This is a genomic window from Sagittula sp. MA-2 (assembly GCF_030126985.1).
Taxonomy (GTDB): domain Bacteria; phylum Pseudomonadota; class Alphaproteobacteria; order Rhodobacterales; family Rhodobacteraceae; genus Sagittula.
Map to the genome: position 1 here is coordinate 774,858 of NZ_CP126145.1, position 24,875 is coordinate 799,732.

Annotated in this window: 23 protein-coding genes and 1 tRNA gene; 11 read left to right on the plus strand and 13 right to left on the minus strand. The window is 69.3% G+C overall.

Features of this window, described 5'->3' with window-relative positions; genetic code table 11:
* Nucleotides 1–28: 28 nt before the first annotated feature.
* Nucleotides 29–2,038 (plus strand): peptidoglycan-binding protein, encoded by a 2,010-nt coding sequence (locus QNI11_RS03925; RefSeq protein ID WP_283982409.1) that lies wholly within the window; start codon nucleotides 29–31, stop codon nucleotides 2,036–2,038.
* A 229-nt stretch (nucleotides 2,039–2,267) separates the two neighbouring features.
* On the opposite strand, the gene ykgO is transcribed toward QNI11_RS03925, so the two are convergent.
* Both ykgO and QNI11_RS03935 read right to left on the minus strand, forming a co-directional pair.
* The gene (ykgO, locus tag QNI11_RS03930) at nucleotides 2,268–2,393 is read right to left on the minus strand and encodes a type B 50S ribosomal protein L36 (protein ID WP_005859170.1); all 126 of its coding nucleotides are present in this window, start codon (nucleotides 2,391–2,393) and stop codon (nucleotides 2,268–2,270) included.
* Nucleotides 2,394–2,532: 139 nt separating this feature from the next.
* Nucleotides 2,533–2,607: transfer RNA gene (locus QNI11_RS03935), tRNA-Val, on the minus strand.
* 159 nt (nucleotides 2,608–2,766) lie between these two features.
* Between QNI11_RS03935 and QNI11_RS03940 the strand changes: the two genes are divergently transcribed.
* Nucleotides 2,767–3,630, plus strand: a complete 864-nt coding sequence (locus tag QNI11_RS03940; protein ID WP_283982410.1) for an N-formylglutamate amidohydrolase — start codon at nucleotides 2,767–2,769, stop codon at nucleotides 3,628–3,630.
* 48 nt (nucleotides 3,631–3,678) lie between these two features.
* Here the strand turns inward: QNI11_RS03940 and lpxK are convergent, their stop codons facing one another.
* The 8 genes from lpxK to rbfA all read right to left on the minus strand — a co-directional run bounded on the left by lpxK (nucleotide 3,679) and on the right by rbfA (nucleotide 11,192).
* Nucleotides 3,679–4,671: a tetraacyldisaccharide 4'-kinase gene (lpxK, locus tag QNI11_RS03945; RefSeq protein WP_283982411.1), complete on the minus strand. Its 993-nt coding sequence runs from the start codon at nucleotides 4,669–4,671 to the stop codon at nucleotides 3,679–3,681.
* A complete protein-coding gene (locus QNI11_RS03950) occupies nucleotides 4,671–5,861 on the minus strand; it encodes a 3-deoxy-D-manno-octulosonic acid transferase (protein ID WP_283982412.1) in 1,191 nt (396 codons plus the stop codon). Before QNI11_RS03950 ends, lpxK begins: the two co-directional genes overlap by 1 nt.
* 19 nt (nucleotides 5,862–5,880) lie before the next feature.
* Nucleotides 5,881–6,120, minus strand: a complete 240-nt coding sequence (locus QNI11_RS03955) for a DUF4170 domain-containing protein (protein ID WP_100927757.1) — start codon at nucleotides 6,118–6,120, stop codon at nucleotides 5,881–5,883.
* A gap of 110 nt (nucleotides 6,121–6,230) precedes the next feature.
* Nucleotides 6,231–7,064, minus strand: coding sequence for a 3'(2'),5'-bisphosphate nucleotidase CysQ (locus tag QNI11_RS03960; RefSeq protein ID WP_283982413.1), 834 nt, complete (start codon nucleotides 7,062–7,064; stop codon nucleotides 6,231–6,233).
* On the minus strand, nucleotides 7,051–8,397 hold the full coding sequence (locus tag QNI11_RS03965) for a TldD/PmbA family protein (protein ID WP_283982414.1): 1,347 nt from the start codon (nucleotides 8,395–8,397) through the stop codon (nucleotides 7,051–7,053). The genes QNI11_RS03960 and QNI11_RS03965 overlap by 14 nt, the downstream gene beginning before the upstream one ends.
* A 93-nt stretch (nucleotides 8,398–8,490) precedes the next feature.
* Nucleotides 8,491–9,939, minus strand: a complete 1,449-nt coding sequence (locus tag QNI11_RS03970) for a S1C family serine protease (protein ID WP_283982415.1) — start codon at nucleotides 9,937–9,939, stop codon at nucleotides 8,491–8,493.
* A gap of 109 nt (nucleotides 9,940–10,048) precedes the next feature.
* Nucleotides 10,049–10,792 (minus strand): phosphodiester glycosidase family protein, encoded by a 744-nt coding sequence (locus tag QNI11_RS03975; protein WP_283982416.1) that lies wholly within the window; start codon nucleotides 10,790–10,792, stop codon nucleotides 10,049–10,051.
* A 4-nt stretch (nucleotides 10,793–10,796) separates the two neighbouring features.
* Nucleotides 10,797–11,192, minus strand: a complete 396-nt coding sequence (rbfA, locus tag QNI11_RS03980) for a 30S ribosome-binding factor RbfA (RefSeq protein ID WP_100927752.1) — start codon at nucleotides 11,190–11,192, stop codon at nucleotides 10,797–10,799.
* 86 nt (nucleotides 11,193–11,278) lie between these two features.
* Here rbfA and dapB point away from each other — a divergent pair, with 86 nt between their 5' ends.
* A complete protein-coding gene (gene dapB, locus QNI11_RS03985; protein WP_283982417.1) occupies nucleotides 11,279–12,091 on the plus strand; it encodes a 4-hydroxy-tetrahydrodipicolinate reductase in 813 nt (270 codons plus the stop codon).
* A 635-nt stretch (nucleotides 12,092–12,726) separates the two neighbouring features.
* On the opposite strand, the gene QNI11_RS03990 is transcribed toward dapB, so the two are convergent.
* On the minus strand, nucleotides 12,727–12,912 hold the full coding sequence (locus tag QNI11_RS03990; protein WP_100927750.1) for a DUF1674 domain-containing protein: 186 nt from the start codon (nucleotides 12,910–12,912) through the stop codon (nucleotides 12,727–12,729).
* A 93-nt stretch (nucleotides 12,913–13,005) separates the two neighbouring features.
* Between QNI11_RS03990 and QNI11_RS03995 the strand changes: the two genes are divergently transcribed.
* The 8 genes from QNI11_RS03995 (at nucleotide 13,006) to QNI11_RS04030 (ending at nucleotide 23,653) form a co-directional block, all read left to right on the plus strand.
* Nucleotides 13,006–14,247, plus strand: a complete 1,242-nt coding sequence (locus QNI11_RS03995; protein WP_283982418.1) for an RsmB/NOP family class I SAM-dependent RNA methyltransferase — start codon at nucleotides 13,006–13,008, stop codon at nucleotides 14,245–14,247.
* Between the two features lie 126 nt (nucleotides 14,248–14,373).
* Nucleotides 14,374–16,116, plus strand: coding sequence for a heparinase II/III family protein (locus QNI11_RS04000; protein ID WP_100927748.1), 1,743 nt, complete (start codon nucleotides 14,374–14,376; stop codon nucleotides 16,114–16,116).
* A 23-nt stretch (nucleotides 16,117–16,139) separates the two neighbouring features.
* Nucleotides 16,140–17,738, plus strand: coding sequence for a bifunctional phosphoribosylaminoimidazolecarboxamide formyltransferase/IMP cyclohydrolase (gene purH / locus QNI11_RS04005; RefSeq protein WP_283982419.1), 1,599 nt, complete (start codon nucleotides 16,140–16,142; stop codon nucleotides 17,736–17,738).
* Between the two features lie 206 nt (nucleotides 17,739–17,944).
* The gene (gene lspA / locus QNI11_RS04010) at nucleotides 17,945–18,463 is read left to right on the plus strand and encodes a signal peptidase II (protein WP_100927746.1); all 519 of its coding nucleotides are present in this window, start codon (nucleotides 17,945–17,947) and stop codon (nucleotides 18,461–18,463) included.
* A gap of 86 nt (nucleotides 18,464–18,549) precedes the next feature.
* A complete protein-coding gene (locus QNI11_RS04015; protein WP_283982420.1) occupies nucleotides 18,550–19,083 on the plus strand; it encodes a DUF3035 domain-containing protein in 534 nt (177 codons plus the stop codon).
* A 207-nt stretch (nucleotides 19,084–19,290) separates the two neighbouring features.
* Entirely contained in the window at nucleotides 19,291–20,631 is a 1,341-nt protein-coding gene (locus QNI11_RS04020; protein WP_283982421.1) for a pitrilysin family protein, read from the plus strand.
* Nucleotides 20,628–21,947, plus strand: a complete 1,320-nt coding sequence (locus QNI11_RS04025; RefSeq protein ID WP_100927743.1) for a pitrilysin family protein — start codon at nucleotides 20,628–20,630, stop codon at nucleotides 21,945–21,947. The genes QNI11_RS04020 and QNI11_RS04025 overlap by 4 nt, the downstream gene beginning before the upstream one ends.
* A 239-nt stretch (nucleotides 21,948–22,186) precedes the next feature.
* A complete protein-coding gene (locus tag QNI11_RS04030) occupies nucleotides 22,187–23,653 on the plus strand; it encodes a DUF2252 domain-containing protein (protein ID WP_283982422.1) in 1,467 nt (488 codons plus the stop codon).
* Here QNI11_RS04030 and QNI11_RS04035 read toward each other — a convergent pair.
* Together QNI11_RS04035 and dapA are read right to left on the minus strand one after the other, a co-directional pair.
* Nucleotides 23,625–23,951, minus strand: a complete 327-nt coding sequence (locus QNI11_RS04035) for a hypothetical protein (protein WP_283982424.1) — start codon at nucleotides 23,949–23,951, stop codon at nucleotides 23,625–23,627. The two genes, QNI11_RS04030 and QNI11_RS04035, sit on opposite strands and share 29 nt — an antisense overlap.
* On the minus strand, nucleotides 23,951–24,826 hold the full coding sequence (gene dapA, locus QNI11_RS04040; RefSeq protein ID WP_100927741.1) for a 4-hydroxy-tetrahydrodipicolinate synthase: 876 nt from the start codon (nucleotides 24,824–24,826) through the stop codon (nucleotides 23,951–23,953). Before dapA ends, QNI11_RS04035 begins: the two co-directional genes overlap by 1 nt.
* Nucleotides 24,827–24,875 lie beyond the last annotated feature (49 nt).

A 24,875-nucleotide genomic window follows, 5' to 3' on the forward strand; every position in this document is an offset into this window, starting at 1 on the left:
TAGGCTTGTGGACAAAGGAGGATTTGTCATGCGGATTCTTGCACTTGCCTTTACAGGACTCGTTTCCGGAACGATCACGGGCGTATTGATGCCCAATGTTGCGGCAGCCGAGGGCGACGCCCTCGTGATCGGCAACAGCAGTTACAACGGCGTCCAGACGCTCTTTGCCGCGACACAGGTGGCAGAGACGGCGCAGGCGCTGAGGGACAAGGGCTTCGACGTGACCGAGGCGCGCGACGCGGGCGGCGCGGCCATGTCGGACGGCTTCCGCACCTTCGTGTCGGCGATCGACGGCGATGACGGCCCGGTGGTGGTGATCCTGGCCGGGGCCTTCGCCCATGCCGACCACGGCTCGTGGCTCTTGCCTGCGGCGGACGGATCGGGCCTTGCCGATGCGGCGGTGATGGTCGAGGCCTTCCCGGTGGAGGCGGTGCTGAGCGTGCTGGCGAAGTCGCCGGGGCGGTCTTTCCTCGTGCTGGCCGAAAGCGGCGTGGCAGGCGAGTTTGGCGATTTCCTCGAACCGGGCCTGGGAGATCTGCGCGTGCCCGAGGGTGTGACCGTGCTGCGCGGCGAGGAGGCCAAGGTGGCGCGCTTCGCGGCGGGCGATCTGGTGAAGGTCGGCGTGCCGGTGGTGGCCGCGGCGCGGGCGGCGGGCCTGACGGTCAGCGGAAACGGCGGCGCGGACCTCGTGGTGGTCGAGCGCGAGCCTGTGGACGACGTGGGCGGCGCACCCGGCGGCGTGCCGGAGGACGGCCCGGTCGCTGCGGTGGAGCCAGAGCCCGAGGCGGCCGAAGAGGCGCCGGACGTGGCGGAGAGCGCCGCGCCTGAACCTGCGCCGGTCGCGGAGCCCGAGGTGGCCGAGGCCGAAGGGACCGATGCGTCGGAGATGCCGTCCGATGAGGTGGTCGAGGTGATCGAGCCGGAGACGGAGGCGGACGCCCCCGCGGCAGAGGTTGCAGAGACCCCGGCGGAGGACATGCCCGAGGCGGAGACGGCTGATGCCCCCGTGGCGGAAGTGACCGAGGCGCCGGAGGCCGACACCGCAGAGGCGCCGGTGGCGGAGGTGACCGAGGCGCCGGAGGCTGACACCGCCGAAGCGCCGGTGGCGGAGGTGACCGAAGCACCGGAGGCCGATACAGCCGAGGCGCCTGTGGCCGAAGTGACCGAAGCGCCGGAGGCCGAGGTGGCGGATGCGCCGGAGGCCGGGGCTGCGGACACGGGCGAGGCGGAGGCGGTCGTGGCCGCGGAGCCGGAGCCCGCGGAAGCGCCGGAGCCGGTGATGGCGGAGACCGCGGAACCCGCCCCGGCGGACGAGGTCGCGCCGGAGGTTGCCGAGACCGCCCCGGTGGCGGAGCCGGAGGACACCCGCTCGGAAGTGGAGATCGCAGCGGACGACGCGGCCTGGCGGGCGGCGCGGATCGAGAACACCGAGGCCAGCTATACATCCTACCTGAAGGCGCAGCCGGACGGCGCCTATACCAACGCCGCCAACCAGCGGATCAAGGCGATCAAGTCCGATCCCTTCTATGACCTGCGGCGGGCGGAGGACTTCCTTGGCCTGACGCGCGAGGCGCGGCGAGACATCCAGCGCGATCTCGACCTCCTGGGGTATTACACCTGGGCGGTGGACGGGATCTTCGGCGAGGGCACCCGCGAGGCGGTGCGCGGCTGGCAGAAGAACGCGGGGATGGAAGAGACCGGCTATCTCGATCTCGACCAGATCGCGAAGATCGAGGCGGACGCCGCGGCGAAGGAGCAGGCGGCGGATGCGCAGCGCGCCCGCGAGCGGGCCCGGCAGGCCGCCGCAGCGGAGGCGGAGCGCAAGCGGGCCGCCCAGGAGGCTGCCGCAGCGGCGGAAGCGGCAAGGGCCGAGCCTGCGCCGCGCCGCGGGCCCTCCGATGCGGCGATGTGGGCCGAGGTGGAGCGCCTTGGCACCGAGGAGCAGGTGCGGCGCTACCTGCGGGCCTACCCGAACGGCGCGCGTGCCACGCAGGCCCGCAACATGCTGGCGGTCATCGAACGGATGCGCGGCGGCTGACCTGCGGGAGAGACGGGGGCGGAGAATCAGCCGGGCCTTGTGGACGCTCCTACCGGGCCAGTGTGACAGGCCCGGTGGCCCCATTCGCCACGCCACGCCCTCACAAGGGGCGGGCGCGCAGGCGGAGGGTCGTCTTTAAAGAGTACCCGAACACAGAAAAACCCCCGAGGCATGTGCCTGCGGGGGTTCTTTCTTGCGTCGATCCCGGCCCGAAGGTCGGGTCGTGCGATCAGCCCTGACGCGCCTTGAACTTGCGCTGGGTCTTGTTGATCACGTAAACGCGGCCCTTGCGGCGCACAACGCGGCAGTCGCGATGGCGATTCTTGAGCGAGCGGAGCGAGTTTGCGACCTTCATCGGTCTCTCCTTCGTCTTTCGCGGCGCGCGAGCGCCATGGGTTGTGCCAGACGCCTGAGCGTCCTGCGTTGCAGGTCCCCGGAACATCTCGGGCGCGGTCCTGTTCAGGACGCGCCCGCAACCCCCGGGGGGTGAAATCTGGTGGGCGATACTGGGATCGAACCAGTGACCCCTACGATGTCAACGTAGTGCTCTACCGCTGAGCTAACCGCCCGTATGGCCGATCGGTTCCCCTTGGTCCTTGCCCCCTCCGAAAGAAAGGGGCGCGGGAGGTCCGCGCCGGTGGAGGGGTCTATAAATAGGTTCCGGAGCGGGATCAAGGGCTTTTGGAGTCGAAAGTTTTCGGTCTATGATTTGCTGCAAAGGAGCGCCAATGCCCAGCACAGCTTACCATCTTCATCTTCCGGAGACGCTGTCGAGTTGCGTTGTGTTCGCGTCCCCGCATTCGGGGCGCGATTATCCGCCGAGCTTCCTTGCGACGACCCAGCTGGACGAGCGGACGATTCGCTCGTCGGAGGATGCCTGGGTCGACCGGCTGTTCGATTCCGCGCCCGAACTTGGTGCCCCGCTGCTGCGCGCCGGTGCGCCGCGCGCCTACGTCGACCTCAACCGCGCGGTCGACGAACTGGACCCGGCGCTGATCGAGGGGGTGCGCCGTTCGGGGCACAATCCGCGCGTGGCCTCGGGCCTTGGCGTGGTGCCGCGGGTCGTGGCGGGCGGACGGGCGATCTATCGCGGCAAGCTGTCCCGGCTGGAGGCGGAGCGCCGTCTGCAGCAGATCTGGCGGCCCTATCACGAGAAGCTGGCGTCGCTGCTGGCGCAGTCGCACGCGGTCTTTGGCGAGGCGATCCTGATCGACTGCCATTCGATGCCGCGCGAGGCGCTGGACGGCGCGCTGCGCAACGGCGTGCCCCGGCCCGAGATCGTGATCGGCGACCGCTTCGGCGCCTCCTCGGCGGCGGACGTGGTGGAAAGGGTGGAGGCGGCCTTCCGCGCGGCCGGCTTCGTGGTGGCGCGCAACACGCCCTTTGCCGGGGCCTATTCGACGCAGGCCTACGGGCGTCCGCTGCGGAACCAGCACGCCGTGCAGGTGGAGATCGACCGCTCGCTCTACATGGACGAGAGGAACATCTGCCCGAGCGCGGATTTCGAGGACGTGCGGCGGGTGCTGCGCGGCGTCGTGGCGGAACTGGCCGCGATGGGCGCGCGCGATCAGGGGCAGCTCGCGGCGGAGTGACTGGGGCCTTCTGGCACGACGCGATTCGCGGGGCGGCTGGTGTGCCGCTCAGCCGAACAGCCGGTCGAGCGCTGCGTCGAGCGGCGCGGGATCGTCGATCTTCAGCCGGACAGGGACGGTCAGCACGTGGCGGCGCATGTCGGCGGGCAGGCGGACGGCGTCCTTTTCCGTGGTGACGAGCTGTGCGTTCATCTTGCGCGCGTCCTGCACGAGACGGGTCAGGATGGCGGCGGTCAGCGGCTGGTGGTCGCCGAGCGCCACGGTGCCCTTCACGTCGGCGCCAAGGCCCCTGAGGGTGGCAAAGAACTTCTCCGGATGGCCGATGCCCGCGAAGGCGAAGGCGGCCGTGTCCTGCCAGTCCATGCCGGTCTGCAGCGGCTCCAGCGCGCCGGTCAGGTGGGGGATGTCCACCTCCGCGCCCCATGTGGCGGCAAAGCGCTGCTGCGCGGCGGGGGGGCCGATGGAGAGAAGCAGGTCGGCACGGGAAAGGCCCGCGGCCACGGGTTCGCGCAGGGGGCCTGCGGGCAGGCAGCGGCCATTGCCGAAGCCCATGTGCGCGTCCACTGTCACCAGCGTCAGGTCCTTGCGCAGCGCCGGGTTCTGCAGCCCGTCATCGAGCACGAGAACGTCGGCGCCCGCTGCCTCGGCCGCGCGGGCGCCCGCGGCGCGGTCCTTTGCCACCCATGCCGGGCAGAAGGCGGCGAGCAGGAGCGGTTCGTCCCCGGTCTGGTCTGCGGTGTGGCTGAGCGGATCGACCTGCACCGGGCCGTCGAGCGTGCCGCCGTAGCCGCGCGACAGCACATGCGGTGTCAGGCCGCGCTCCTGCAGGCTCTGGACCAGCGCGATGGCGGCGGGGGTCTTGCCGGTGCCGCCCGCGTTGACGTTGCCGACGCAGATCACCGGGATGCCGGGGGCATGGTCCGGGGCGCGGGTCACGCGGCGCGCGGTGGCGCGGGCGGTGAGCGCGGCCAGCGGGGCCAGCGCGCGGGCCTGCCACGCAGGGGCGTCGGGTGGGGTGAACCAGAAGCGCGGCGCCTGCATCAGACCGCCCCGCGTTCGTCGAGGACCTCGGCCACTTCGGCGATGACCTTGTCGACCAGTTCCGCCCCGGAGGAGATCACGTCCCATCCGGCATGCGCCATGGCCGCCGCCTGGTCGGGGGCGACAAGGTGCAGCACCGCCGTCGCCAGCGAATCGGCATCGCGGACGATGCGTGCGGCCCCGGCCTCCACCAGCCGGGTGTAGCTGCGCAGGTGGCCGCCGACGTTCGGACCGTAAAGGATCGCGGTGCCCAGCGTCGCGGCCTCGTAGGGGTCCTCGCCGCCGACGCCCGTCAGGAGCGAGCCGCCGAGGAAGGCCAGCGGCGCGATGCGATACCACAGGCCAAGCGCCTCCGGCCCTTCGGTGATGATGACCTGGGTGTTTTCGTCCGGGGTGTCGCCCTCGTCCCAGAGGCAGAGCCGGAGCTGTGCCTGCCGGGCGGCGCGGACGATCCGCTCGGCGTCCTGCGCGCAGGCGGGGACGATGACCAGCAGCAGGCGGTGGTTGAGGCGCACGGCCTGCCGGTGGGCTGCGAGGATGTCGTGGGTTTCCGCGCCGCGCAGGCGGGCGGCCAGCCACACCGGGCGCCCCGCCATCAGCCCCGCGACCTCCTCGTGCTGGGTGTCGGCGCAGGGCAGGGGCATCTCCGTGTCCATCAGCGGGCCTGCGGCATGGATGCGCGCGGCTTCCATCCCCAGCCGCCTGAGGCGCCGGGCGGCGGCCTCGTCGGTGGCGTAGAGCGTGTCGAAGAGCGCCAGCGCCGCCGGGGCCGGATCGGGCAGCCAGCGCGCGGCGGCGGGCGCCACGGGCGGCGTGTCGGCGAGGTCGAGCGCGACGAGATGCGCGCCCTCCTCCGACAGCGCGTGCAGCAGGGCGGGGCGCAGGTTGGACCCGGCCCAGAGCACCACGTCCGGCTTCAGGTGCCGCGCGTAGGCGGTGCAGTCGGGCAGCCGTTCGGCGGGCGCGGGCAGGTGCAACGCCTCGCCGGTGGCGGGCGTGTCGCCGGACAGCACGATCTCGGTGTCCGGGTGGTGGCCGTTCAGGCGGGCGCAGAGGCTGGCCAGCGCGCGCCCGCGTTCCTCGCCCGAGGCCCAGGCCCAGACGACCGGCCCCGGCGGGCGCGGCGGCAGCGGTTGCGGCTTTTCCGCGCCCGGGCCGCGCGTCGTGGCCAGATAGGCCTGGAGCGACAACGCGCGACTGCTCAAGGCGTCAGCCCAGTTCTTCGGTGGAGGAGGCTTCCTTGCCTTCCTCTCTCAGCCGGTGCAGGTGGGCGATGAAATAGCGCATGTGGGCGTTGTCCACGGTGCGCTGTGCCTCTGCCTTCCATGCGTTGAAAGCCTCTTCGTAGTTCGGAAAGATGCCGACGATGTGCAGGTCGTTCACGTCGCGGAACACGGTCTTGGTGGGGTCTTCGAGTTCGCCGCCGAAGACGAGATGGAGCCGTTGCATGCGCTTCTCCTGAAGGATGGGAGCCGGGGTGACGGGCCATGACCGTAGTCATCGCGGGGACGGGGTCAAGCTTGCCACGGGGCGTTTCGGGTGTCGTGCCAAATACTTCGTTACCGGTTGCGGGCCTTTGCCGCCGAACCGGGCGTCCCCGGTGCCGCGTCGCTGAGCCGCGCCATGAGCGCGCCGTGCAGGCCGGGGTTGGCCGCCACCAACCCGTCGACCTGCGCCTTCGGCCCGTTGAAGCGCAGCGGCAGGCCGCGGCGGTCGGTGACGGTGGCGCCCGCCTCCGACAGGATCAGCGCGCCGGCGGCGATGTCCCATTCCCAGCTTGGCCGGAAGGTGAACATGGCGTCGTAGCGCCCCTCCGCCACCAGTGCCTGCCGGTAGGCCAGCGAGGGGCGGTGGTGGCGCTTCACCTGCGGCACGCCGCCGGGCCAGTGGTGCGGGTCGAGGTTGGGCCGTGTGGCCAGCACCTCCGCATCGGCCAGCGCGCCGCGGGGCGAGACGGCGATCGTGTCGCCGTTCAGCCGGGCACCGCCGCCCAGCCGGGCGCTGTAGAGCGCGTCCAGCATCGGCAGGAAGACCACCGCCGCCATCACGATCCCGTCCTCGACCACCGCCAGCACATGCGCCCATGCGCGCGAGCCTTCGATGTAGGAGCGCGTGCCGTCGATGGGGTCGACGATGAAGACGCGCTGCTTTCCAAGCCGGGTGTCGCCGTCGGGCGTTTCCTCCGACAGCCAGCCGTAATCGGGGCGGGCCGGGCGCAGGATCTCCTTCAGGGCCGTGTCCACGGCGAGGTCGGCGCGGGTCACGGGGCCCGCGTCGTCGTCCTTGTAGCGGATATCGAGGTCCTGCCCGATGAAGCCGGTCGCGATCTCGCCCGCCCGGCGCGCGGCATCGGTCAGCAGGCGCAGGTCGGCGTCTGCCTCAGTCTCCGGCAAGGGTGAGCCCCTCGACCAGCAGCGACGGCACCACGCGGGACAGCCACGGGCGGGCGTCGTTCGCGGGGGTGATGGCGCGCAGCATCTCGCGCAGGTTGCCCGCAAGCGTGACGCCGGAGACCGCGTAGGCCAGTGCGCCGTTCTCCACCCACCAGCCCGCCGCCCCGCGCGAGTAGTCGCCGGTGTTGGGGTTGATGGTGGAGCCGATCATCGAGGTCACCAGCAGGCCGCTGCCCATCTCGGCCATCAGCTCTTCGCGGGTCTTGTCGCCCTGCGTCAGTTCGAGGTTCCAGACGGTCGGGGAAATCCCGCCCGAGACGGAGCGCGCGGCGTTGGCAGTGCTCTCCATCTCCAGCTTGCGGGCGTTGGCGAGGTCGAGCGTCCAGCCGGTCAGCACGCCGTCGTCGATCAGCTTGCGGGTCCGCGTCGGCAGGCCCTCCGCGTCGAAGGGGCGGGAGGCGGAGGTGCGCGGGCGGTGCGGGTCCTCGATCAGCGACAGGCCCTTGGGCAGGATCTCTTCGCCGAGGGTGCCGCGCAGCCAGGACGCGCCGCGCGCCACCGATGCGCCGTTCGACGCGGCGACGAGGTGGCCGATCAGCGACGAGGAGATGCGTTCGTCGAAGAGCACGGGGTAGGCGCCGGTCTTCGGACGTTTCGGGTTGAGCCGTTCCAGCGCGCGGGTGGCGGCGGTGTTGCCGATGTCCTCGGCGGAACGCAGGTCGGACTGGAAGATGCGGCTGTCCCCGTCGTAGTCGCGTTCCATGGCCAGCCCGGTGCCCGCCACGGCGACGCAGGACCGCGAGCGCCCGGTGCGGCGGTAGCCGCCGACAAAGCCGTTGGACGCCGCCAGCGCCACGTTCTGCGCCGAGTAGGTGGCGGAGGCGGAGTGCACCATGGTGATGCCCTCATGGGCCAGCGCCGCGGCCTCTGCCCGGCGGGCGTCGTCCTCCAGCTCTGCCGGGGCGGGCTCGGCCGTGGGGTCGGCCAGCTGCAGCGCGTTCATGTCCCAGTCGCGCGCAAGCTGCGAGGGATCGGCAAGGCCGGCGTAGGGGTCTTCGGGCGTCTCGCGCGCCATGGCGACGGCGCGCTCGGCCATGGCGGTCAGCGCCTCGGCCCGGGTGTCGGAGGTGGAGACGCTGGCGACCCGCTTGCCGACAAAGACCCGCAGCCCGAGGTCGCGCCCCTCGGCCCGTTCCGCCTGTTCCAGCGTCCCGGCGCGCACGTCGATGGACAGCGACGTGCCTTCGATGGCGATGGCGTCGGCGGCATCGGCGCCGGCTTTCTTCGCGGCGTCGAGCAGGGCCTGGGTCAGCTCGGTCGGGGTCTGGGACATCTGCAGCCTTTCGTCGGTCGTTGTCCCGAGGTAGGGCGCCGCGCGTCGGGGTGCAAGCGTTTCGCGGAAGGGCGCGGGGCCGGGCCCTGCCGGTCAGCGCGGATCGCACTCCACGAAGGCGGTGAAGGCGGCGGCCCGCTGGGCCAGGTCCTCGGGCGGGAGCGCCGCGTGCGGTGCGGCGTGGCGCGGAGAGATGCCCTGCGCCGCCAGGAACCGCGCGGCCACCTCGGCCCTCACCGCGAAGTTCACGTTCTGGGGAATGTCGCGGAGCTGGTCGGCGATGGAGAGCGCGTCGAGCTTGGCCACCACGACGCCCACCACCGAGCCATCGGCACCGATCAGCGGCCCGCCGGAGTTGCCGGGCTGAACGGGTGCGGTGATCTGCATGGTCGCGATGTCCCCCGACAGCCCGGTATTGGCAGAGACCGCGCCGCGCGTCACGTTCATCCCGCCGAGGATGTGCGACAGCGGATACCCCAGCGCGGTCACGTCGGAATTGAGCCGCGCGGGCGCTTCGGAGAAGGTGGCGACCGCGGGGGCCGGGCCGTCCGAGAGAAGAAGCGCAAGGTCGCTGTCCGTGGCCTCCGCCAGCAGGCGGGCGGGCAGGCCGTCCACGCGGATCGTTATGCAGTCGTCGGTGACATGGGCGTTGGTCAGCACGTGCCCCTCTGCCGAGACATAGAAGCCGCTGCCGGTGCTGGCGGCGCGGGGCGGGTGGGGCTGCGGCAGGGCGGCCTCGTTCGGGGTCGGCGCGTCCTGCGGCAGCCGGTCGAGGGTTGCCAGCAGCGGCGCCGCGGCCTTTCGTGTCCGGTCGAGCCGCCCGCCCCGCGTCACCGCCAGCGGCGCGGCCAGTCCCGGCGCGATGCTGGCCGCCACAGCCCCGAGGAGCGCGCGGTCGGACGCCTCTGCCGACAGGACCACCGTGGACCACGCGCCGTCGATGTAGTCGGAGCGGACATGGCGCAGGGTGCCGTCCGCGCCGGTGATCCGGGTCACGGCCAGGCTGGCGTCGCGGGTGCGGATCGCCGTGCCGCCCTCTGCCTGAAGCGCCACGGTGTCGCGGTGCAGGGCCTGCGCCTCGACCCGCGAGAGGGTGGCAAAGCGGTAGCGGAGCGAAGAGCCGCCGTGGTCCCAGACGGTGAACGCGCCCTTCGCCGGGGCGGGGGTCGCGGTCGTGGCCGGGAAAAGGAGCGACAGCCCCAGCGTGTCGAGGTGCCGCCACGTCCAGCCGTCCCGCGCGATGCGGTCCGTCAGATCCTGCGCCAGCGCGGCCATGTGCAGCGCGGAGGGCGCGGTGCCGTAAGCGGTGCGGGCGAAACCGTGCATCGCCGCCTCCGCACCGGGGGGCCAGTCGGGGATGATTGGGGCGTCGAGCGTCCCTTCGAAGGCCAGTGCGACCTGAAGGAAACGCCGGTCCTGGATCGAGAGGTCCTCGGCGGTGAAGGGGGCGGCGAGGTCGACCGTCTCCTGCGCCAAGGCGGGTCGCCACGGGGGCAGGGCCAGCAGGAGGAGCACGAAAAGGGTGCGCAAAGGTCCGGTCATGAAAGATCGCAGCAACGAATGGTCTGTCCGAGCAGCCTGCCACGCGGACCCACGCGCGGCAATCGCTTCCGCCCCGGCGGTGTCCGCTGGCAGCGCGGGCTTCAGCCGGTCAGGGGGCCTTCTGCGTCACCGCCACGATCGGACCCATGCGCCGCCCGAGGTCGTTGCGTCCCAGTTCCGGCGCGTAGAGCCGCGAGACGTTGCCATCGAGGAACAGCGCGTTGGGCAGCTTCAGCCCGTCGCGGAAGAAACGGCCGAACTCGTGGAAGGTCACGAGGCTCTGCGAGATCGCGAAGACCGCGCGCTTGCCGTCCTTCGAGGTGCCGACACCGTTGCGGATGTAGCGCGAGGTGGAGTCGGGCAGGAAGCGGGGGTGCAGTTCTCCGCCGATCACCAGCATCGGGCCGGACTGCGTCGCGTCGCGGCAGGCGGGCTTCGCGGCAAGGAAATCGCGGGTCTCGTAGACGCGGGCGCGCTTGTCGGTGATGCAGAGCACGCCGTTGGGCAGCAGGCCGAAGTTGCCCGGCCCGGGGGAGGAGATGACGCGCATCTCTTCCTTGCCGTCCTCGACGTAGTGGCCGACGGGCGCGCGGTCCTCGTGGTACATGCCGGCATTCATCGCGAAGGCGAGCGTCTCGCCGTTTTCGGCCAGCATCGCCTCCAGCCGCGAGAACTGGCCGATGGGCTGGCCGTTGGCGTCGGCGCGGAAGAGGCGCAGGTCCTCTTTCGTGGCGTCGACCTCGCAGACGGCGTAGCGGATCGACTCGAACTCGACGTTCTGGCAGGTGACCGCGCCGGCGGGCGCTGCCACCGAGGCGAGCAACGCCGTCAGCGCAAGGCAGACACGGAGCATGGCGTCAGCCCTCCACGTCGCGGCGCACGGTTTCGTCGGAAAACAGGCGCCGGGCCTCGTCGAGATTGTCGAAGGTTTCGTCCAGGCGGAAGCGCAGCTCGGGCGCGAACTTCAGAGTCAGCCCCTTCGAGACGGCGCGGCGCAGCTCGCCCTTGTTGCGGTCGAGGAGCGCGAACATGTCGTCGGCGTTCTGCCCGCCCAGGGGCACGACATAGGCCGTGGCGACCTTGAGATCGGGGGAAACGCGCACTTCGCCGACCGTGATCGAGAGGCGGTTGAGCTCCGGATCGTGAACGTCGCCGCGCATGAGCACATCCGACAGCTGGCGCCGGATGACTTCGCTCACCCGGAGCTGACGTTGGCTTGGCCCGGGGCCGTCTTGGAATCTGTTGCGTGCCATGGGGGGAGAAGTAGAGCGAAGCTGTCGCTTTGCCAAGCGCCGACGACCGCTGTATGGGATCGCAACGGACTTGAGGAGTGTGGACGATGACGGATCAGCCAGGTGTCGTTGTAACGGGCGTTTCCGGACGCATGGGTCAGATGCTCGTGAAGGAGGTCATGGCCTCGGACCGGCTGACCCTTGTCGGCGCACTGGAGCGCGAGGGCCACGACTGGGTCGGGCGCGACCTGGGGCTGGCCATGGGCGCTGCCGAAATGGGCCTGAAGGTGAGCGACGATGCGCTGGAGGCGTTCTCTCGCGCGCAGGCGGTGATCGACTTTACCGCCCCGGCGGCGACCGTGGCGTTTTCCGAACTGGCGGCGCAGGCGCGGGCGGTGCACGTCATCGGCACCACGGGGCTGTCGGAAGACGACATCGCCGCCATCGACCGCGCGGCGCACCACGCGGTGGTGGTCCGGGCTGGGAACATGTCGCTGGGCGTGAACCTGCTGACGCGGATGGTAAAGCAGGTGGCTTCGGCTCTGGATGCCGACTGGGACATCGAGGTGATCGAGGCGCACCACCACCACAAGGTCGACGCGCCCTCGGGCACCGCGCTGATGCTGGGCGAGGCCGCGGCAGAGGGGCGGGGCGTGAAGCTGGCGGATGTGTCCGACCGGGGCCGCGACGGCATCACCGGCGCGCGGAAGCGGGGCGACATCGGTTTCCACGCGATCCGCGGCGGCGACATCATCGGCGAGCACGAGGTGCTGTTCGCCACGCCGGGAGAGCGGATCGTGCTGAAGCACGTCGCCTCCGACCGGACGCTCTTTGCCCGCGGCGCGCTGAAGGCCGCGCTCTGGGGGCAGGACAAGGGGCCGGGTCACTACGACATGCTGGACGTGCTGGGGCTGGGCTGACGGCGTCCCCGCGCCCTGACCGGAGCGCCGCCCACCCGCCCACCCTCGGCACCCCGCTCAGGGCGCGGGGACGCCGGGGCGTGGGGTCAGGCAGGGAGTTTATGGAGCATTTGTCCGGTTGGGTGAAGGCCGGGTCGTTCGGGTTTCTTTCACAATTGCGATGTTTGGCGGAAATCCGGCGCTGGTGTTTCGCGCTGGCGGCCGCAGGATACGATGCGTGCCGTTCTTTCGATAATCCGATATTCTCATTGGCGCCCGCAGCCCTTGGATTGCTTCCAGGTTGGCGAGGTGTCTCGAGATGTGATCCCAAAACCCTATACGATATTTATGGGTTGCGCGGATGATCTGATGTCCCGCCTTAGAGGTTTGCGCCGACTTTATGGCTGCGATTCATTCGCTGCAACTTGTTGTTTCCCGATCTTGGTACAGCAGGGCTTCCCCTGCGAAAGCGCGGTTATGACGCTTTGGGCGTGAGGCGACGTCTGGGATGACTTGCACAATTCAGATATTTTGGGATTGGGTAGCGTTTTGGAGGTGGCCGCTGGCGTGAGGCGCGCTTGTACAGCCGCGACGGGTTACGGCACGGGGTGTGCTCCTCGGAATATGGCGCTGACCGGCCCGCTCGGGCGCGCGGCCTAGAAGTCGATGGCGAGGCCCTTCTTCTCCCAGTCGCCGTAGCGCACGGGTTCCGGGCCGTCGCGGCCTCCGTACTCCTTGGGGAGGGCTTTTGCCTCGGCCTCTGCCTTCGCCCGGCGTTCCGCCGCTTCGGCAAGGGCACGCTGCGCGGCGGGGGGCAGGTCGCTTTCGGGGGTCTCGGGCATGACGGTCCTCGCTGGGCTTTCCTAGGGCGATGGCTGTTGATATAGGCGCCCGGTGCCGTCCGGGGCAAGCCCGGGCCAGATTCCGGAGACTCCATGGCAGACCCCAGCCCGGCCCGTCTGGCCGCCGTCGACCTGTTGGACATGGTGCTGGTGCAGCACCGCCCGCTGTCGGAGACCGACCGTCTCGACCGGCTGGAGGCGCCCGACCGCGCAGCGGCGCAGCGGCTGGCGACGGAGGTGCTGCGCGCGCTGGAGCGTGCCGACCGGGTGCTGAAGCCGCATCTCAGGAAGGCCCCGGCGGGGCGCGTCATGAACATCCTCAGGCTGGGCGCGATGGAACTGTGCACCGGCGGCGCCGCGCATGGCGTGGTCAGCGACTGCGTCGAGATCGCCGCGCGCGGCAAGCGGACGCAGGGCGCGAAGGGACTGGTCAACGCCGTCCTGCGCAAGGTGGCCGAGACAGGCCCGGCGGAGTGGGCGAAGCTGCGGGTGCCGCGCCTGCCGAAATGGCTGCGCGCCCCGCTGGTGGAGGCCTGGGGCCCGCAGGCGGTGGCGGCGATGGAGCGCGCGCATTTCGCGGGCGCGCCGGTCGACCTGACGCTGAAAGGCGACCTGCCGGAGGGCTTGCCGGGCGAGACGCTGCCCACCGGCTCGGTGCGCCTGAAGGACGCGGGCCAGGTGAGCGCGCTGCCGGGCTTTGCCGAGGGCGCGTGGTGGGTGCAGGACGCCGCCGCGGCGCTGCCGGTGAAGCTGCTGGGCGACGTGACAGGCCTCGACGTGCTGGACATGTGCGCGGCGCCGGGCGGCAAGACGCTGCAACTGGCCGCCCGGGGCGCGCGGGTGACCGCGCTCGACATCTCGGAGGCGCGGCTGGCGCGGGTGCGCGAGAACCTCGATCGCTGCGGGCTGGAAGCCACGCTGGTCGCGGGCGACGCGCTGGAGCATCGCGGGCAGTACGACGCCATCCTGCTGGACGCGCCCTGTTCGGCGACCGGCACGATCCGCCGCCATCCCGACCTGCCGCATGTGCACATGGGCGAGAAGATCTCGGAACTGATCGGGCTGCAGGGCTGGATGCTGGATCATGCGCTGTCGCTGCTGAAACCGGGCGGCCGGCTGGTCTATGCCACCTGTTCGCTGCTTCCCGACGAGGGCGAGTGCCAGATCGAGGAGGCGCTGGAGCGTCATCCCGGCCTGCGCGTCGTTCCGGCCGAGGCGCCCTGGATCGAACCCGCGTGGCAGAGCGAGGAGGGCGGGCTGCGGCTGAGGCCCGATTTCTGGGCGGAGCGCGGCGGCATTGACGGTTTCTACATGGCCTGCGTGACCAAGGACTGATCCGCGGCCTTGCCGGTGGCGTTCGTTAATGACTTTGTCGAATGCGGAAGCTATGATCCCGCGCAAGCGCCCGCAAAGGGCCGTTCCCGTCAAGGGTCCCCGGAAGGGCAACGAGGCAAGGCAGCGATGACGACGCAGCGCAACTGGCGGACCGCGCCGGAGCGGGTCATGAACCGTGTGCACGCACGGCTCGCCGCACGTGCGCGTGCGGCGGACGGATTCGTCAGCCAGCCGGAACCGCGCACCGTGGGCTTCTTTGCCAAGGGGCGGCAGATGTGCGCGGGCAACCTGATGTTCGCGGGCCATTTCGTCGAGGCGCCGGGCGCCATGCTCTGGGACATCCCCGCGCCGGACGCCACGTTCACCGAGGAAATCAACGGTTTTGCCTGGCTCGACGATCTTGCGGCGGTGGGCGACATCAAGGCGCGCAAGCTGGCGCAGGAGTGGCTCTGGGGCTGGATCGCGCGGTACGGGCGCGGCACCGGGCCGGGCTGGACGCCGGAACTGACCGGGCGACGGCTGATCCGCTGGATACATCACGCGCTGTTCGTGCTGCGCGGCCTTCCGTCGGAGAAGAGCGAGGCGTTTTATGCCGCGCTGGGTGCGCAGGCGACGTTTCTGGCGCGGCGCGGTGCCTCGGCCCCGCCGGGGCTGGCGCGGTTCGAGGCGATGACCGGGCTGCTTTACGCGGCGCTGTCGCTGGAGGGGATGGAGGCGCACGTCGACCCGGCGCGCGAGGCGCTTGGCGCGGAATGCCGGCGTCAGGTGTCGGCGCAGGGCGGCATCCCGACGCGCAACCCGGAGGAACTGCTCGAGGTCTTCACCCTGCTGACATGGGCGCAGGCGGCGCTGGAGGAGGCGGACCTCGTCCCCCACAAGGATCACCTTGAGGCCATCGCGCGGATCGCGCCGACATTGCGCACGCTGCGCCACGCGGACGGCGGGCTGGCGCGGTTCCATGGTGGCGGGCGCGGTCTGGACGGCCGGCTGGACATGGCGTTGGCGGCCTCCGGATCGAAGAAGCGGCAGGCGGACGGGTTGGCGATGGGGTTCGCGCGGCTTTCTGCCGGGCGCACGAGCATCGTCATCGATGCCGCCGTGCCGCCGGTCGGGGCGGCCTCGGGCAACGCCCATGCCTCCACCCTCGCGTTCGAGTTGACGTCGGGCCGGCGGCCGCTGATCGTCAACTGCGGTTCGGGCGGCGGGTTCGGCGAGGACTGGCGCCGCGCGGGGCGGGCCACGTTGTCGCATTCGGTGCTGTGCCTGCAGGGCTACAGCTCGGCCCGGCTGGCGGCGCCGCGCTGGGTCGGACAGGCGCGGCGCGAACTGCTGGAGGACGCACCGAAGCACGTGCCGATCCAGATGACCCACCTTGCCGAATCGCTGCGCTTCGAAGGCGGGCACGACGGCTATGTCGCCGTGCAGGGGCTGACCCACGCCCGGTCGCTGGAGCTGTCGCTGGACGGGCGGAGCCTGAGGGGCGAGGATTACCTCGTCGCGCTCGACGGTCCGGCGAAGAAGCGGTTCGACAAGGCGATGGACGCGGTGAAGCTGGGGGGGTTGCCCTACGAGATTCGCTTTCACCTGCATCCGGAGGTCGATGTGACCGTCGACATGGGCGGCAACGCGGTGTCGATGGCGCTCCGGTCGGGTGAAATCTGGGTGCTGCGCTTCGACGGCGGTGTGGATTTGACCCTCGAACCCTCCGTCTATCTCGAAAAGGGGCGATTGCGGCCACGTGCGACGAAGCAGGTGGTTCTATCCGGGCGGGCGATGCAGTATGCGACGCGCGTCCGGTGGTCATTGGCCAAGGCGCAGGAGACCGCGCTGGCCGTGCGCGATCTTGCGCAGGATCCGACGGACGTCTGAGTCTGACCCTTGGAGTGCCCCACATGACCGACCTCGCACCCGTGCGCCGCGCGCTGATTTCCGTTTCCGACAAGACCGGCCTGATCGAGCTGGCCCGCGCGCTGGCCGACCTGAAGATCGAGCTGCTGTCCACGGGCGGGTCCGCCAAGGCGATCCGCGACGCGGGCATCGAGGTGCGCGACGTGTCCGACCTGACCGCCTTTCCGGAGATGATGGACGGCCGGGTGAAGACGCTGCATCCCAAGGTGCACGGCGGCCTTCTGGCGCTGCGCGACAACGGGATGCACGTGGCGTCCATGGCCGAGCACGGGATCGTGCCGATCGACCTGCTGGTGGTGAACCTCTACCCGTTCGAGGCGGCGCTGGCGCGCGGTGCGGACTATGACGAGATGATCGAGAACATCGACATCGGCGGCCCGGCGATGATCCGCGCGGCGGCCAAGAACCATGCCTTCGTGACCACGGTGGTCGACGTGGAGGATTACGGCGCGCTGCTGGAAGAGATCAAGGCGAACGGCGGGGAAGAGGCGCAGACCACGCTCGGGTTCCGCAAGAAGATGGCGCAGATCGCCTATGCCCGAACCGGCGCCTATGACGCCGCCGTGTCGACCTGGATGGCGGGCGCCATCGGCGAGACGATTCCGCGCCGCCGTGTGTTCGCGGGCGAACTGAAGCAGACCATGCGCTATGGCGAGAACCCCCACCAGAAGGCGGCGTTCTACGTGGACGGCACCAACCGCCCCGGCGTTGCGGTGGCCGAGCAGCTTCAGGGCAAGGAGCTGAGCTACAACAACATCAACGACACCGACGCGGCTTTTGAGCTGGTGAGTGAATTCCTGCCCGGCGACGGCCCGGCCTGCGCGATCATCAAGCACGCCAACCCCTGCGGCGTGGCGAAGGGCGCGACCCTGCTTGAGGCCTACCGGAAGGCCTTCGACTGTGACCGGACCTCTGCCTTCGGCGGGATCGTGGCGCTGAACGGGACGCTGGACGCTGCCACGGCCGAGGCGATCTCCGAGATCTTCACCGAGGTGGTGATCGCGCCGGCCATCGACCAGAAGGCAAGGGACATCTTCGCGAAGAAGAAGAACCTGCGCCTGATCCTGGCGCCGGGCCTTGCCGACACGTCGGAGCATCGCGTGTCCTACCGGCAGGTGTCCGGAGGCATACTGGTGCAGGACATCGACAACGGCGTGCTGACCGTGGACGACCTGAAGGTGGTGACGAAGATCGCGCCGACCGATGCGCAGATGGAGGACCTGCTGTTCGCGTGGAAGGTCGCCAAGCACGTGAAGTCCAACGCCATCGTCTACGTCAAGGACAAGGCCACCGTGGGTGTCGGTGCGGGCCAGATGAGCCGGGTGGATTCCGCCCTGATCGCCGCCAAGAAGGCTGAGCGGATGGCCGAGGCGCTTGGCCTGCCGGAGCCGCTGACCCGCGGGTCCGCCGTGGCGTCTGACGCGTTCTTCCCCTTCCCCGACGGGCTGATGGAAGCGGCGGCGGCGGGTGCCACCTGCGTGATCCAGCCGGGCGGCTCGATGCGCGACGATGAGGTGATCGCGGCGGCAGACGAGGCTGGCTTGGCGATGGTCTTTACCGGGATGCGGCACTTCCGCCACTGATTGGCGTGATTGCGGCCTGCCGTTTCACGCAGCCTTGGGTTGTGCGCGCTTACGGGCGCGCGTAGCCTCTCGGCAGGCGGGGCAGGGCCTCCGGATCGGGCGGCCGCGTCGTCATCCGGCGCGCCGTCTCTGGCAGATTGCGAAGAGTTGATTGAAAACGGACCTATCCCGCCCGGTCGAGAACGGTTAACAGGGCCGGGTTGAAAATGAACGAGACGGCAGTGGCAGGCAGGCAAAGCGCAGTACGGCAAGGGACCCTCCGGTTGGTCTGGTGGGTGGCTTTCTGGGTCTTCGTGATCGACCAGATCTCGAAGATCTGGGTGGTGCATGTGCTAGACCTCGCCACGCGGCTGAAGATCGAGGTCTGGCCGCCGTTCCTCAATTTCCACATGGCCTGGAACTACGGCATCAACTTCGGCCTTCTGGCCGGAGAGGCGCCCGCGACACGGTGGATCCTGATCTCCGTGGCGCTTGGCATCGTGCTGTTCGTGCTGGTCTGGATGCGGCGCGACCCGCCGGGCAGGCTTGGCCTCATTTCTGCCGGGATGCTGATCGGCGGCGCGCTGGGGAATGTCGTGGACCGCGTGCTCTATGGTGCGGTTGCGGATTTCCTCAACATGTCCTGCTGCGGCTTCTCCAACCCCTTCGCTTTCAACGTCGCGGATATCGCGATCTTTGCCGGGGCTTTCGGGCTCGTGATCTTCCCGTCGGCGAAAAACACCTGATCTTCGGGGTTTGATGCCGGGATGGGCGTGACGGCGCCGTCCTGATGGGTTAGAAGCGGTCAGACCATGGGTGAACGGAGGGTGTGATGCGGCTTGCGCATCTGGCGATCATTGTGATGACGGGCGCGCTGGCGCTGTCGGCCTGTTCGCGCAGCGGCGAACCGAAGCCGTTGCACGACCTGCGTTCCAACAGCGGTGAGCCGGAAGAGTTCGCCATCGTTCCCAACAAGCCGCTGACCATGCCGCAGACCTTCGCGGAACTGCCGCAGCCCACGCCGGGCAGCGCCAACCGCACCGACCAGACGCCGAAGGCCGACGCCGTGGCGGCGCTTGGCGGCAATCCGGCGGCGTTGCAGCCGGGCGCGTCCGGTTCCATCGGCGCGGGCGACGCTGCCCTTGTGCAGCAGGCCAGCCGCTACGGTCGCGACAGCACCATCCGCCAGACGCTGGCGGCAGAGGATCAGCAGTACCGCAAGAACAAGGGCCGCTTCTCGTGGTCCATCGTGCCGCGCGACGACTACGAACGCGCCTACCGCGGTCAGAAGCTGGATTCCTATAGCTGGCTGCGCCGCTATCGTCAGGCGGGCGCGCGGACGCCGTCGGCACCGCCGGCCCCCTGATCCTCATCTGAAATCGGGTGATCCTGGCTCCCGCAGTCCTGTGGCTGCGGGGCTTTTGCTGTGAATGTACGGCAAACCGCAGACATCGACCGGCCTGCGCTTCACGTCCCCGTCACCACTGCGCGAGGGACACCAGGGTTAACTTGAAGTCAATGGCCGCCTGCGTACCTATTGTGTCAACCTTTCCCTAAGAGAGATGAAAACGAGATGCGCCAACTTCCCATGGTCCTGTCCCTGCTCGCGGCGCCTCTGGCGGCGCAGGTCGCGCAGGCCGAAGTGCCGGTCACCACATACACGCTCGACAACGGAATGGATGTCGTGGTGATCGAGGATCACCGCGCCCCGGTGGTCGAACACATGGTGTGGTACAAGGCCGGTGCCGCCGACGAGGAGCGCGGCGTATCGGGCGTGGCGCATTTCCTCGAGCACCTGCTGTTCAAGGGCACCGAGAAGCTGGAGCCGGGCGAGTTTTCCAAGGTCGTGGCGGCGAACGGCGGGTCCGACAACGCCTTCACCAGCGCCGACCAGACCGCCTATCACCAGCGCGTCGCGGCCGACCGGCTTGAGATGATGATGCGCATGGAAAGCGACCGGATGGTGAACCTGCAGCTTTCCGAGCAGGACATCCTGACGGAGCGCGAGGTGATCATCGAGGAGCGCAACATGCGGGTGGAAAACGACCCCGGCGCGCTTTTCCGCGAGCAGTCGCAGGCGGCGCTTTACCTCAACCATCCCTATGGCACGCCGATCATCGGCTGGCGGCACGAGATGGAGAGCCTCGACCTCGACGACGCTCTGAGCTTCTACCACAAGTACTATGCACCGAATAACGCGATCCTGATCGTCGCTGGCGACGTGGAGCCCGATGAGGTGCTGCGTCTGGCGAAGGAATATTACGAGCCGCTGGCGCCCAACCCGGAGCTTGGGGAGCGCGAGCGCGCGTCGGAGCCGCGGCAGCTGGCCGAACGGCGCATGACCTACCGCGACCCTCGCGTCTCGACGCCCTACGTGACGCGCACCTACCTTGCCCCGGAACGCGATCCGGGCGACCAGGAAAAGGCCGCGGCGCTGGAGATCCTGTCGCAGATCCTGGGCGGCGGGCAGACCTCGGTCCTGAACCAGCGGCTGCAGTTCGACCTGAAGAAGGCGGTCTATACCAGCGCCTACTACGGCGGCGTGTCGCTGGACGACACCACCTTCGGTCTGGTCGTGGTGCCTGCGCCGGGCGTGAGCCTCGAGGACGCCGAGAAGGAGATGGACGCGACCATTCAGGCCTTCATCGAGAACGGCGTGGACGAAAAGCAGCTCGAGCGGATCAAGTTCCAGATGAAGGCCGCGCGGATCTACGAACAGGACGACGTGAGCCGCCTGGCCCGCCGCTACGGCGACGCGCTGACCTCCGGCCTGACCATCGAGGATGTGGAGGCCTGGCCAGACGTGCTGCAGGCGGTGACCGGCGAGGACGTGATCGCCGCTGCCAAGGAGGTGTTCGATCCGCAGAAATCCGTCACGGGCTACCTGATGCCCGCCGAGGAGGTGACCCAATGAAGCGTTTCATCCTGGCCTTCGGGCTGATCTTCGGCGCCACGGTGGCGCATGCGGAAATCGACATCCAGGAGGTGGAGAGCCCCGGCGGCCTGAAGGCCTGGCTGGTGGAGGAACCCTCCATCCCCTTCGTGGCGCTGGAACTGCGCTTCAGGGGCGGCACCTCGCTGGACGTGGAAGGCAAGCGCGGCGCGACCAACCTGATGGTCGGCCTGCTCGAGGAAGGCTCTGCCGACATGGATGCCAAGGCCTTTGCCGAGGCGAAGGAGGATCTCGCCGCGCAGATCGGCTACGACGCAAGCGACGACGCGGTGAGCATCTCCTTCAAGTTCCTGACGGAGACGCAGGACGCGGCGGTCGACCTCCTGCGCGCCTCGCTGGTGGAGCCGACCTTCGACGAGGTGAGCGTGGAGCGGGTGCGCCAGCAGGTGCTGTCCTCGCTGCGCTCCGACGCGACCGACCCGGACGAGATCGTCACCCGCGCCTGGGACAGCATGGTGTTCGGCGACCATCCCTATGGCTCCGACTACTCCGGCACGATCGAGAGCGTGACCGCGCTGACCCGTGACGACGTGGTCGAGGCGTGGAAGAACGCCCTGGCGCAGGACCGTGTCTATATCGCTGCGGCGGGCGACATCTCGGCCGAGGAACTGGGCCTGCTGATGGACCGGCTGCTGGGCGACCTGCCGGAGACCGGCGCGCCGATGCCCGAGGATGTGACGGTGGAGACGGAGGCGGGCGTGACCGTGGTGCCCTTCGACACGCCGCAGTCGGTGGCGGTCTTCGGTCATCGCGGCTTGAAGCGGGCCGATCCGGACTTCTTCGCGGCCTACATGCTGAACACGATCTTCGGCGGCGGCGGTTTCGAGGCGCGGCTGATGGAGGAGGTGCGCGAGAAGCGCGGCCTGACCTACGGGGTCTATTCCTACCTGCTGCCCAAGGACCACGCCGAACTGGTGATCGGGCGCGTGGCCTCGGCCAACAACCGCATCGCCGAGGCGATCTCGGTCATCCGGGACGAATGGGCGAAGGTGGCGGCGGAGGGCGTGACCGAGGAAGAGCTGGAGCAGGCCAAGACCTACCTGACCGGCGCCTACCCGCTGCGCTTCGACGGCAATGCGCCCATCGCGCAGATCCTCGTCGGAATGCAGATGGACGACCTCGGCATCGACTACGTGACGACGCGCAACGCCAAGATCGAGGCGATCACGCTCGACGACATGAAGCGCGTGGCGGCCGAGCTGATGAAGCCGGAGGAGCTGCACTTCGTCGTGGTGGGCCAACCCGAGGGGCTGGAGGACGCGACCGTCGGTCAGTGAGGGGCATCGCCTGCGCGTGCAGTGCAGGCGATCCGCCGGGGGTTCAGCCCTCCGGAAACCCACTGGGGCCTTTGGGCCAGGACGCATGAACGGGCCGGGGCATTGTCCCGGCCTTTTCTTTTGTCTGCCGTTTGGAAGGGGCGCGTGGCCATGCAGGGCGGGGCTGTGCGCCGCCCTGGCTGCCGGAACGAAGCGGCGCGGGGCTGCGTTGCGCTCCTGACAGATGACAGGAGGGACCAGTGGCCACGCAGGCGAAGGAACGGCAGCAGAAACCGAAATCCGCATCCGGCAATTCGAAGGAGGCAAAGCGGGCCCCGTCCGTCAAGACGCCCGCCGAAAACCCCGTGAGCGAGCTGAAGAGCCGGGTTGAGGATTACCGCCGTCTCGCGAAACGGTTCGTCGAGGATCCCTGCGTCATGCGGCCCTGCAACCTGACCGGCGAGGCACGGCGGCGCCACGTGCGCGAGACGATTATCGAGGATCACGCCGTGCGGATCTCGCAGAAGTCCGACGGCGCGGATGCCAAGTTCCGCAAGCTGGCGGACAGCCGGTTTTCCTTCTTCCGGGGCACATCGCTGCTGTTTCACCGCGACATGGTGGGGGACGACGCGCGGATGCCCACGGTGCTTGTTCTGGGCGACGTGCATCCGGAGAACTTCGGGGTGATGCCCAACGCGGACAATGCGCCGATCTTCGGGGTGAACGATTTCGACGACGTGGTCTATGGCCCCTTCACTTGGGACCTGAAGCGCGGCGTGACCGGCTTCCTGCTGGCCGCCGAGGAAGAGGGCGACCTGAAGGAGAAGCACCGGCTGAAGATCGCGCGACGCTTCATCAAGGGGTATCGCGAGGGCATCGCCTTCTACGCCCGGCACGACACGGAATCGAGCCAGCAGATGCGGCAGGACAATTCGCCGAAGGTGATCCGCAAGCTCTTCGAAGAAGCGCGGGAGAGCCGTAGGGACTGGCTCTGGGACCGCTACCTGTCTGAGAACGGGCTGGGCTTTCGAGCCAACCACGAGCTGACGCCGCTGACCACCCGGGTCGAGGAGTTCCAGGGTTATGTCGACCAGCTTGCGAAGGCCGCAGGGGTCGAGAAGTCGGGCCGCGTGAACCGCCTGAAGGTCAAGGACGTCTGCCTGCGTCACGGGCAGGGCACGGCCTCGCTGGGGCTGGCGCGGTACTACGTCCTGCTGGAAGGGCCGTCGGAGGATGCCACTGACGACCTGATCGTGGAGTTCAAGCGCGCCCGCCGCTCGGCGCTGGAAGGGCTGGTGCCCGCCAACGACTTCCACGCCGGCGAGGAGGGCGACCGCATTGCCCACGGGCAGGCGGTGCATCTGGCCAATGGCGACGTGTTCTATGGCAACGTGGAGATCGACGGCGTCAGCTTCATGTCGCGGGAGCGCGCGCCGTTCCGCGAGGACATCGACCTCGACGACCTGTCGAAGAAGAGCTGGAAGCGCTATGCCGCCGCCTGTGGCCGTGCCTTGGCGCAGGCGCATGCGCGGTCCGACGATGCCGGACAGCTCGACTACCGGATCGAGCCGCGCATCCTGGAGGCGATGGAGCCGTTCGATCTGTTCGTTGACGACGTTCTGGGGTTCGCGAAGGAGGCGGTGAAGCGGCTGGACCGCGATCACGCCTATTACAAGCGCGACCTGAAGCTGGGCGCGTTCACCGTGCGTCTGAAGGCGTATCGCTGACGCCCGTCCCGAGATACCATCGCGTGAAACGGGACAGCCTGCGGGCGGAGCCCTTGCGCGTCCGCGCCAGCATCCAGCGGATGATGGCCGGATGCACCAGCCGGAAGACGAGGACGTAGAGTGCCACCGCAGACAGCACCTGAGAGGCGACGATCAGCGGGCCCCGGCCGTCGAGGCCGTGCAGCGCCACGTCGAGACCGAGCAGCAGAAGCGCGCCTGCGGCCGTCGCAAGGAAGATGCGCCGCCGCGCGCGCAGCGGGTTTGGGCCGAGAAACGATATCCCGGCCCGGTCCGTCATCAGTTCAGCAGCCCGGCGTGGCGCAGGCCTGCATCGATCCGCTCGCGCACCGGTTCGGTGACCGGCAGGAGCGGCAGGCGCATGTCCTCGGCGCAGAGGCCGACCCGCGACATGGCGTATTTCGCGCCGCAGAGCCCCGGCTCGAGGAAGATCGCCTGGTGCAGCGGCATGAGCCGGTCCTGCAGATCCAGCGCCGCGGCGTAGTCCCCGGCGAGGCAGGCCTCCTGCATCTGCGCGCAGAGGGCGGGCGCCACGTTGGCGGTGACGGAGATCATGCCGACACCCCCCTGGGCGTTGAAGCCGTGCGCGGTGCCATCCTCGCCCGAGAGCTGGATGAAGTCCTTGCCGCAGGTGATCCGCTGCTTGCAGACGCGGGCGAGGTCGCCGGTGGCGTCCTTGACGCCGACGATGCGCGGCAGCTTGGCCAGTTCGCCCATGGTCTCAGGGCTCATGTCCACGGCCGAGCGGCCGGGGATGTTGTAGATGATGATCGGCAGGTCGGCGGCATCGTGCACCGCCTTGAAGTGCGCAATCATCCCGGCCTGCGTCGGCTTGTTGTAGTAGGGCGTCACCACCAGCGCACCATCGGCGCCGACGGTCTGGGCGTAGACCATGAAGCGCACGGCCTCGTCGGTGTTGTTCGACCCGGCCCCGGCGATCACCGGAATGCGGCCTGCGGCGGCCTCGACCACGCAGCGGATGACCTCTTCGTGCTCGTCATGGGTCAGCGTCGGGCTTTCGCCGGTCGTGCCGACGGGCACCAGCCCGTGGCTCCCCTGGTCGACGTGCCAGTCGACAAGCTGTTTGAGCGTGTCGAAATCCACCGCGCCGTCCTTGAACGGCGTGACCAGGGCAGGCATCGATCCCTTGAACATCTCACGCTCCTTTGTTGTTTCGGGTTCGTCGTCGCTTGTGGAGAATTTC

What these genes read in the sequence shown, in the direction of transcription:
- QNI11_RS03925 (WP_283982409.1), top strand. Translation starts at nt 29, where the DNA reads ATGCGGATTCTTGCACTTGCCTTTACAGGACTCGTTTCCGGAACGATC.
- ykgO (WP_005859170.1), bottom strand. Translation starts at nt 2,393, where the DNA reads ATGAAGGTCGCAAACTCGCTCCGCTCGCTCAAGAATCGCCATCGCGAC.
- QNI11_RS03940 (WP_283982410.1), top strand. Translation starts at nt 2,767, where the DNA reads ATGCCCAGCACAGCTTACCATCTTCATCTTCCGGAGACGCTGTCGAGT.
- lpxK (WP_283982411.1), bottom strand. Translation starts at nt 4,671, where the DNA reads ATGCAGGCGCCGCGCTTCTGGTTCACCCCACCCGACGCCCCTGCGTGG.
- QNI11_RS03955 (WP_100927757.1), bottom strand. Translation starts at nt 6,120, where the DNA reads ATGCAACGGCTCCATCTCGTCTTCGGCGGCGAACTCGAAGACCCCACC.
- QNI11_RS03965 (WP_283982414.1), bottom strand. Translation starts at nt 8,397, where the DNA reads ATGTCCCAGACCCCGACCGAGCTGACCCAGGCCCTGCTCGACGCCGCG.
- QNI11_RS03970 (WP_283982415.1), bottom strand. Translation starts at nt 9,939, where the DNA reads ATGACCGGACCTTTGCGCACCCTTTTCGTGCTCCTCCTGCTGGCCCTG.
- QNI11_RS03975 (WP_283982416.1), bottom strand. Translation starts at nt 10,792, where the DNA reads ATGCTCCGTGTCTGCCTTGCGCTGACGGCGTTGCTCGCCTCGGTGGCA.
- rbfA (WP_100927752.1), bottom strand. Translation starts at nt 11,192, where the DNA reads ATGGCACGCAACAGATTCCAAGACGGCCCCGGGCCAAGCCAACGTCAG.
- dapB (WP_283982417.1), top strand. Translation starts at nt 11,279, where the DNA reads ATGACGGATCAGCCAGGTGTCGTTGTAACGGGCGTTTCCGGACGCATG.
- QNI11_RS03990 (WP_100927750.1), bottom strand. Translation starts at nt 12,912, where the DNA reads ATGCCCGAGACCCCCGAAAGCGACCTGCCCCCCGCCGCGCAGCGTGCC.
- QNI11_RS03995 (WP_283982418.1), top strand. Translation starts at nt 13,006, where the DNA reads ATGGCAGACCCCAGCCCGGCCCGTCTGGCCGCCGTCGACCTGTTGGAC.
- QNI11_RS04000 (WP_100927748.1), top strand. Translation starts at nt 14,374, where the DNA reads ATGACGACGCAGCGCAACTGGCGGACCGCGCCGGAGCGGGTCATGAAC.
- purH (WP_283982419.1), top strand. Translation starts at nt 16,140, where the DNA reads ATGACCGACCTCGCACCCGTGCGCCGCGCGCTGATTTCCGTTTCCGAC.
- lspA (WP_100927746.1), top strand. Translation starts at nt 17,945, where the DNA reads ATGAACGAGACGGCAGTGGCAGGCAGGCAAAGCGCAGTACGGCAAGGG.
- QNI11_RS04015 (WP_283982420.1), top strand. Translation starts at nt 18,550, where the DNA reads ATGCGGCTTGCGCATCTGGCGATCATTGTGATGACGGGCGCGCTGGCG.
- QNI11_RS04020 (WP_283982421.1), top strand. Translation starts at nt 19,291, where the DNA reads ATGCGCCAACTTCCCATGGTCCTGTCCCTGCTCGCGGCGCCTCTGGCG.
- QNI11_RS04025 (WP_100927743.1), top strand. Translation starts at nt 20,628, where the DNA reads ATGAAGCGTTTCATCCTGGCCTTCGGGCTGATCTTCGGCGCCACGGTG.
- QNI11_RS04035 (WP_283982424.1), bottom strand. Translation starts at nt 23,951, where the DNA reads ATGACGGACCGGGCCGGGATATCGTTTCTCGGCCCAAACCCGCTGCGC.
- dapA (WP_100927741.1), bottom strand. Translation starts at nt 24,826, where the DNA reads ATGTTCAAGGGATCGATGCCTGCCCTGGTCACGCCGTTCAAGGACGGC.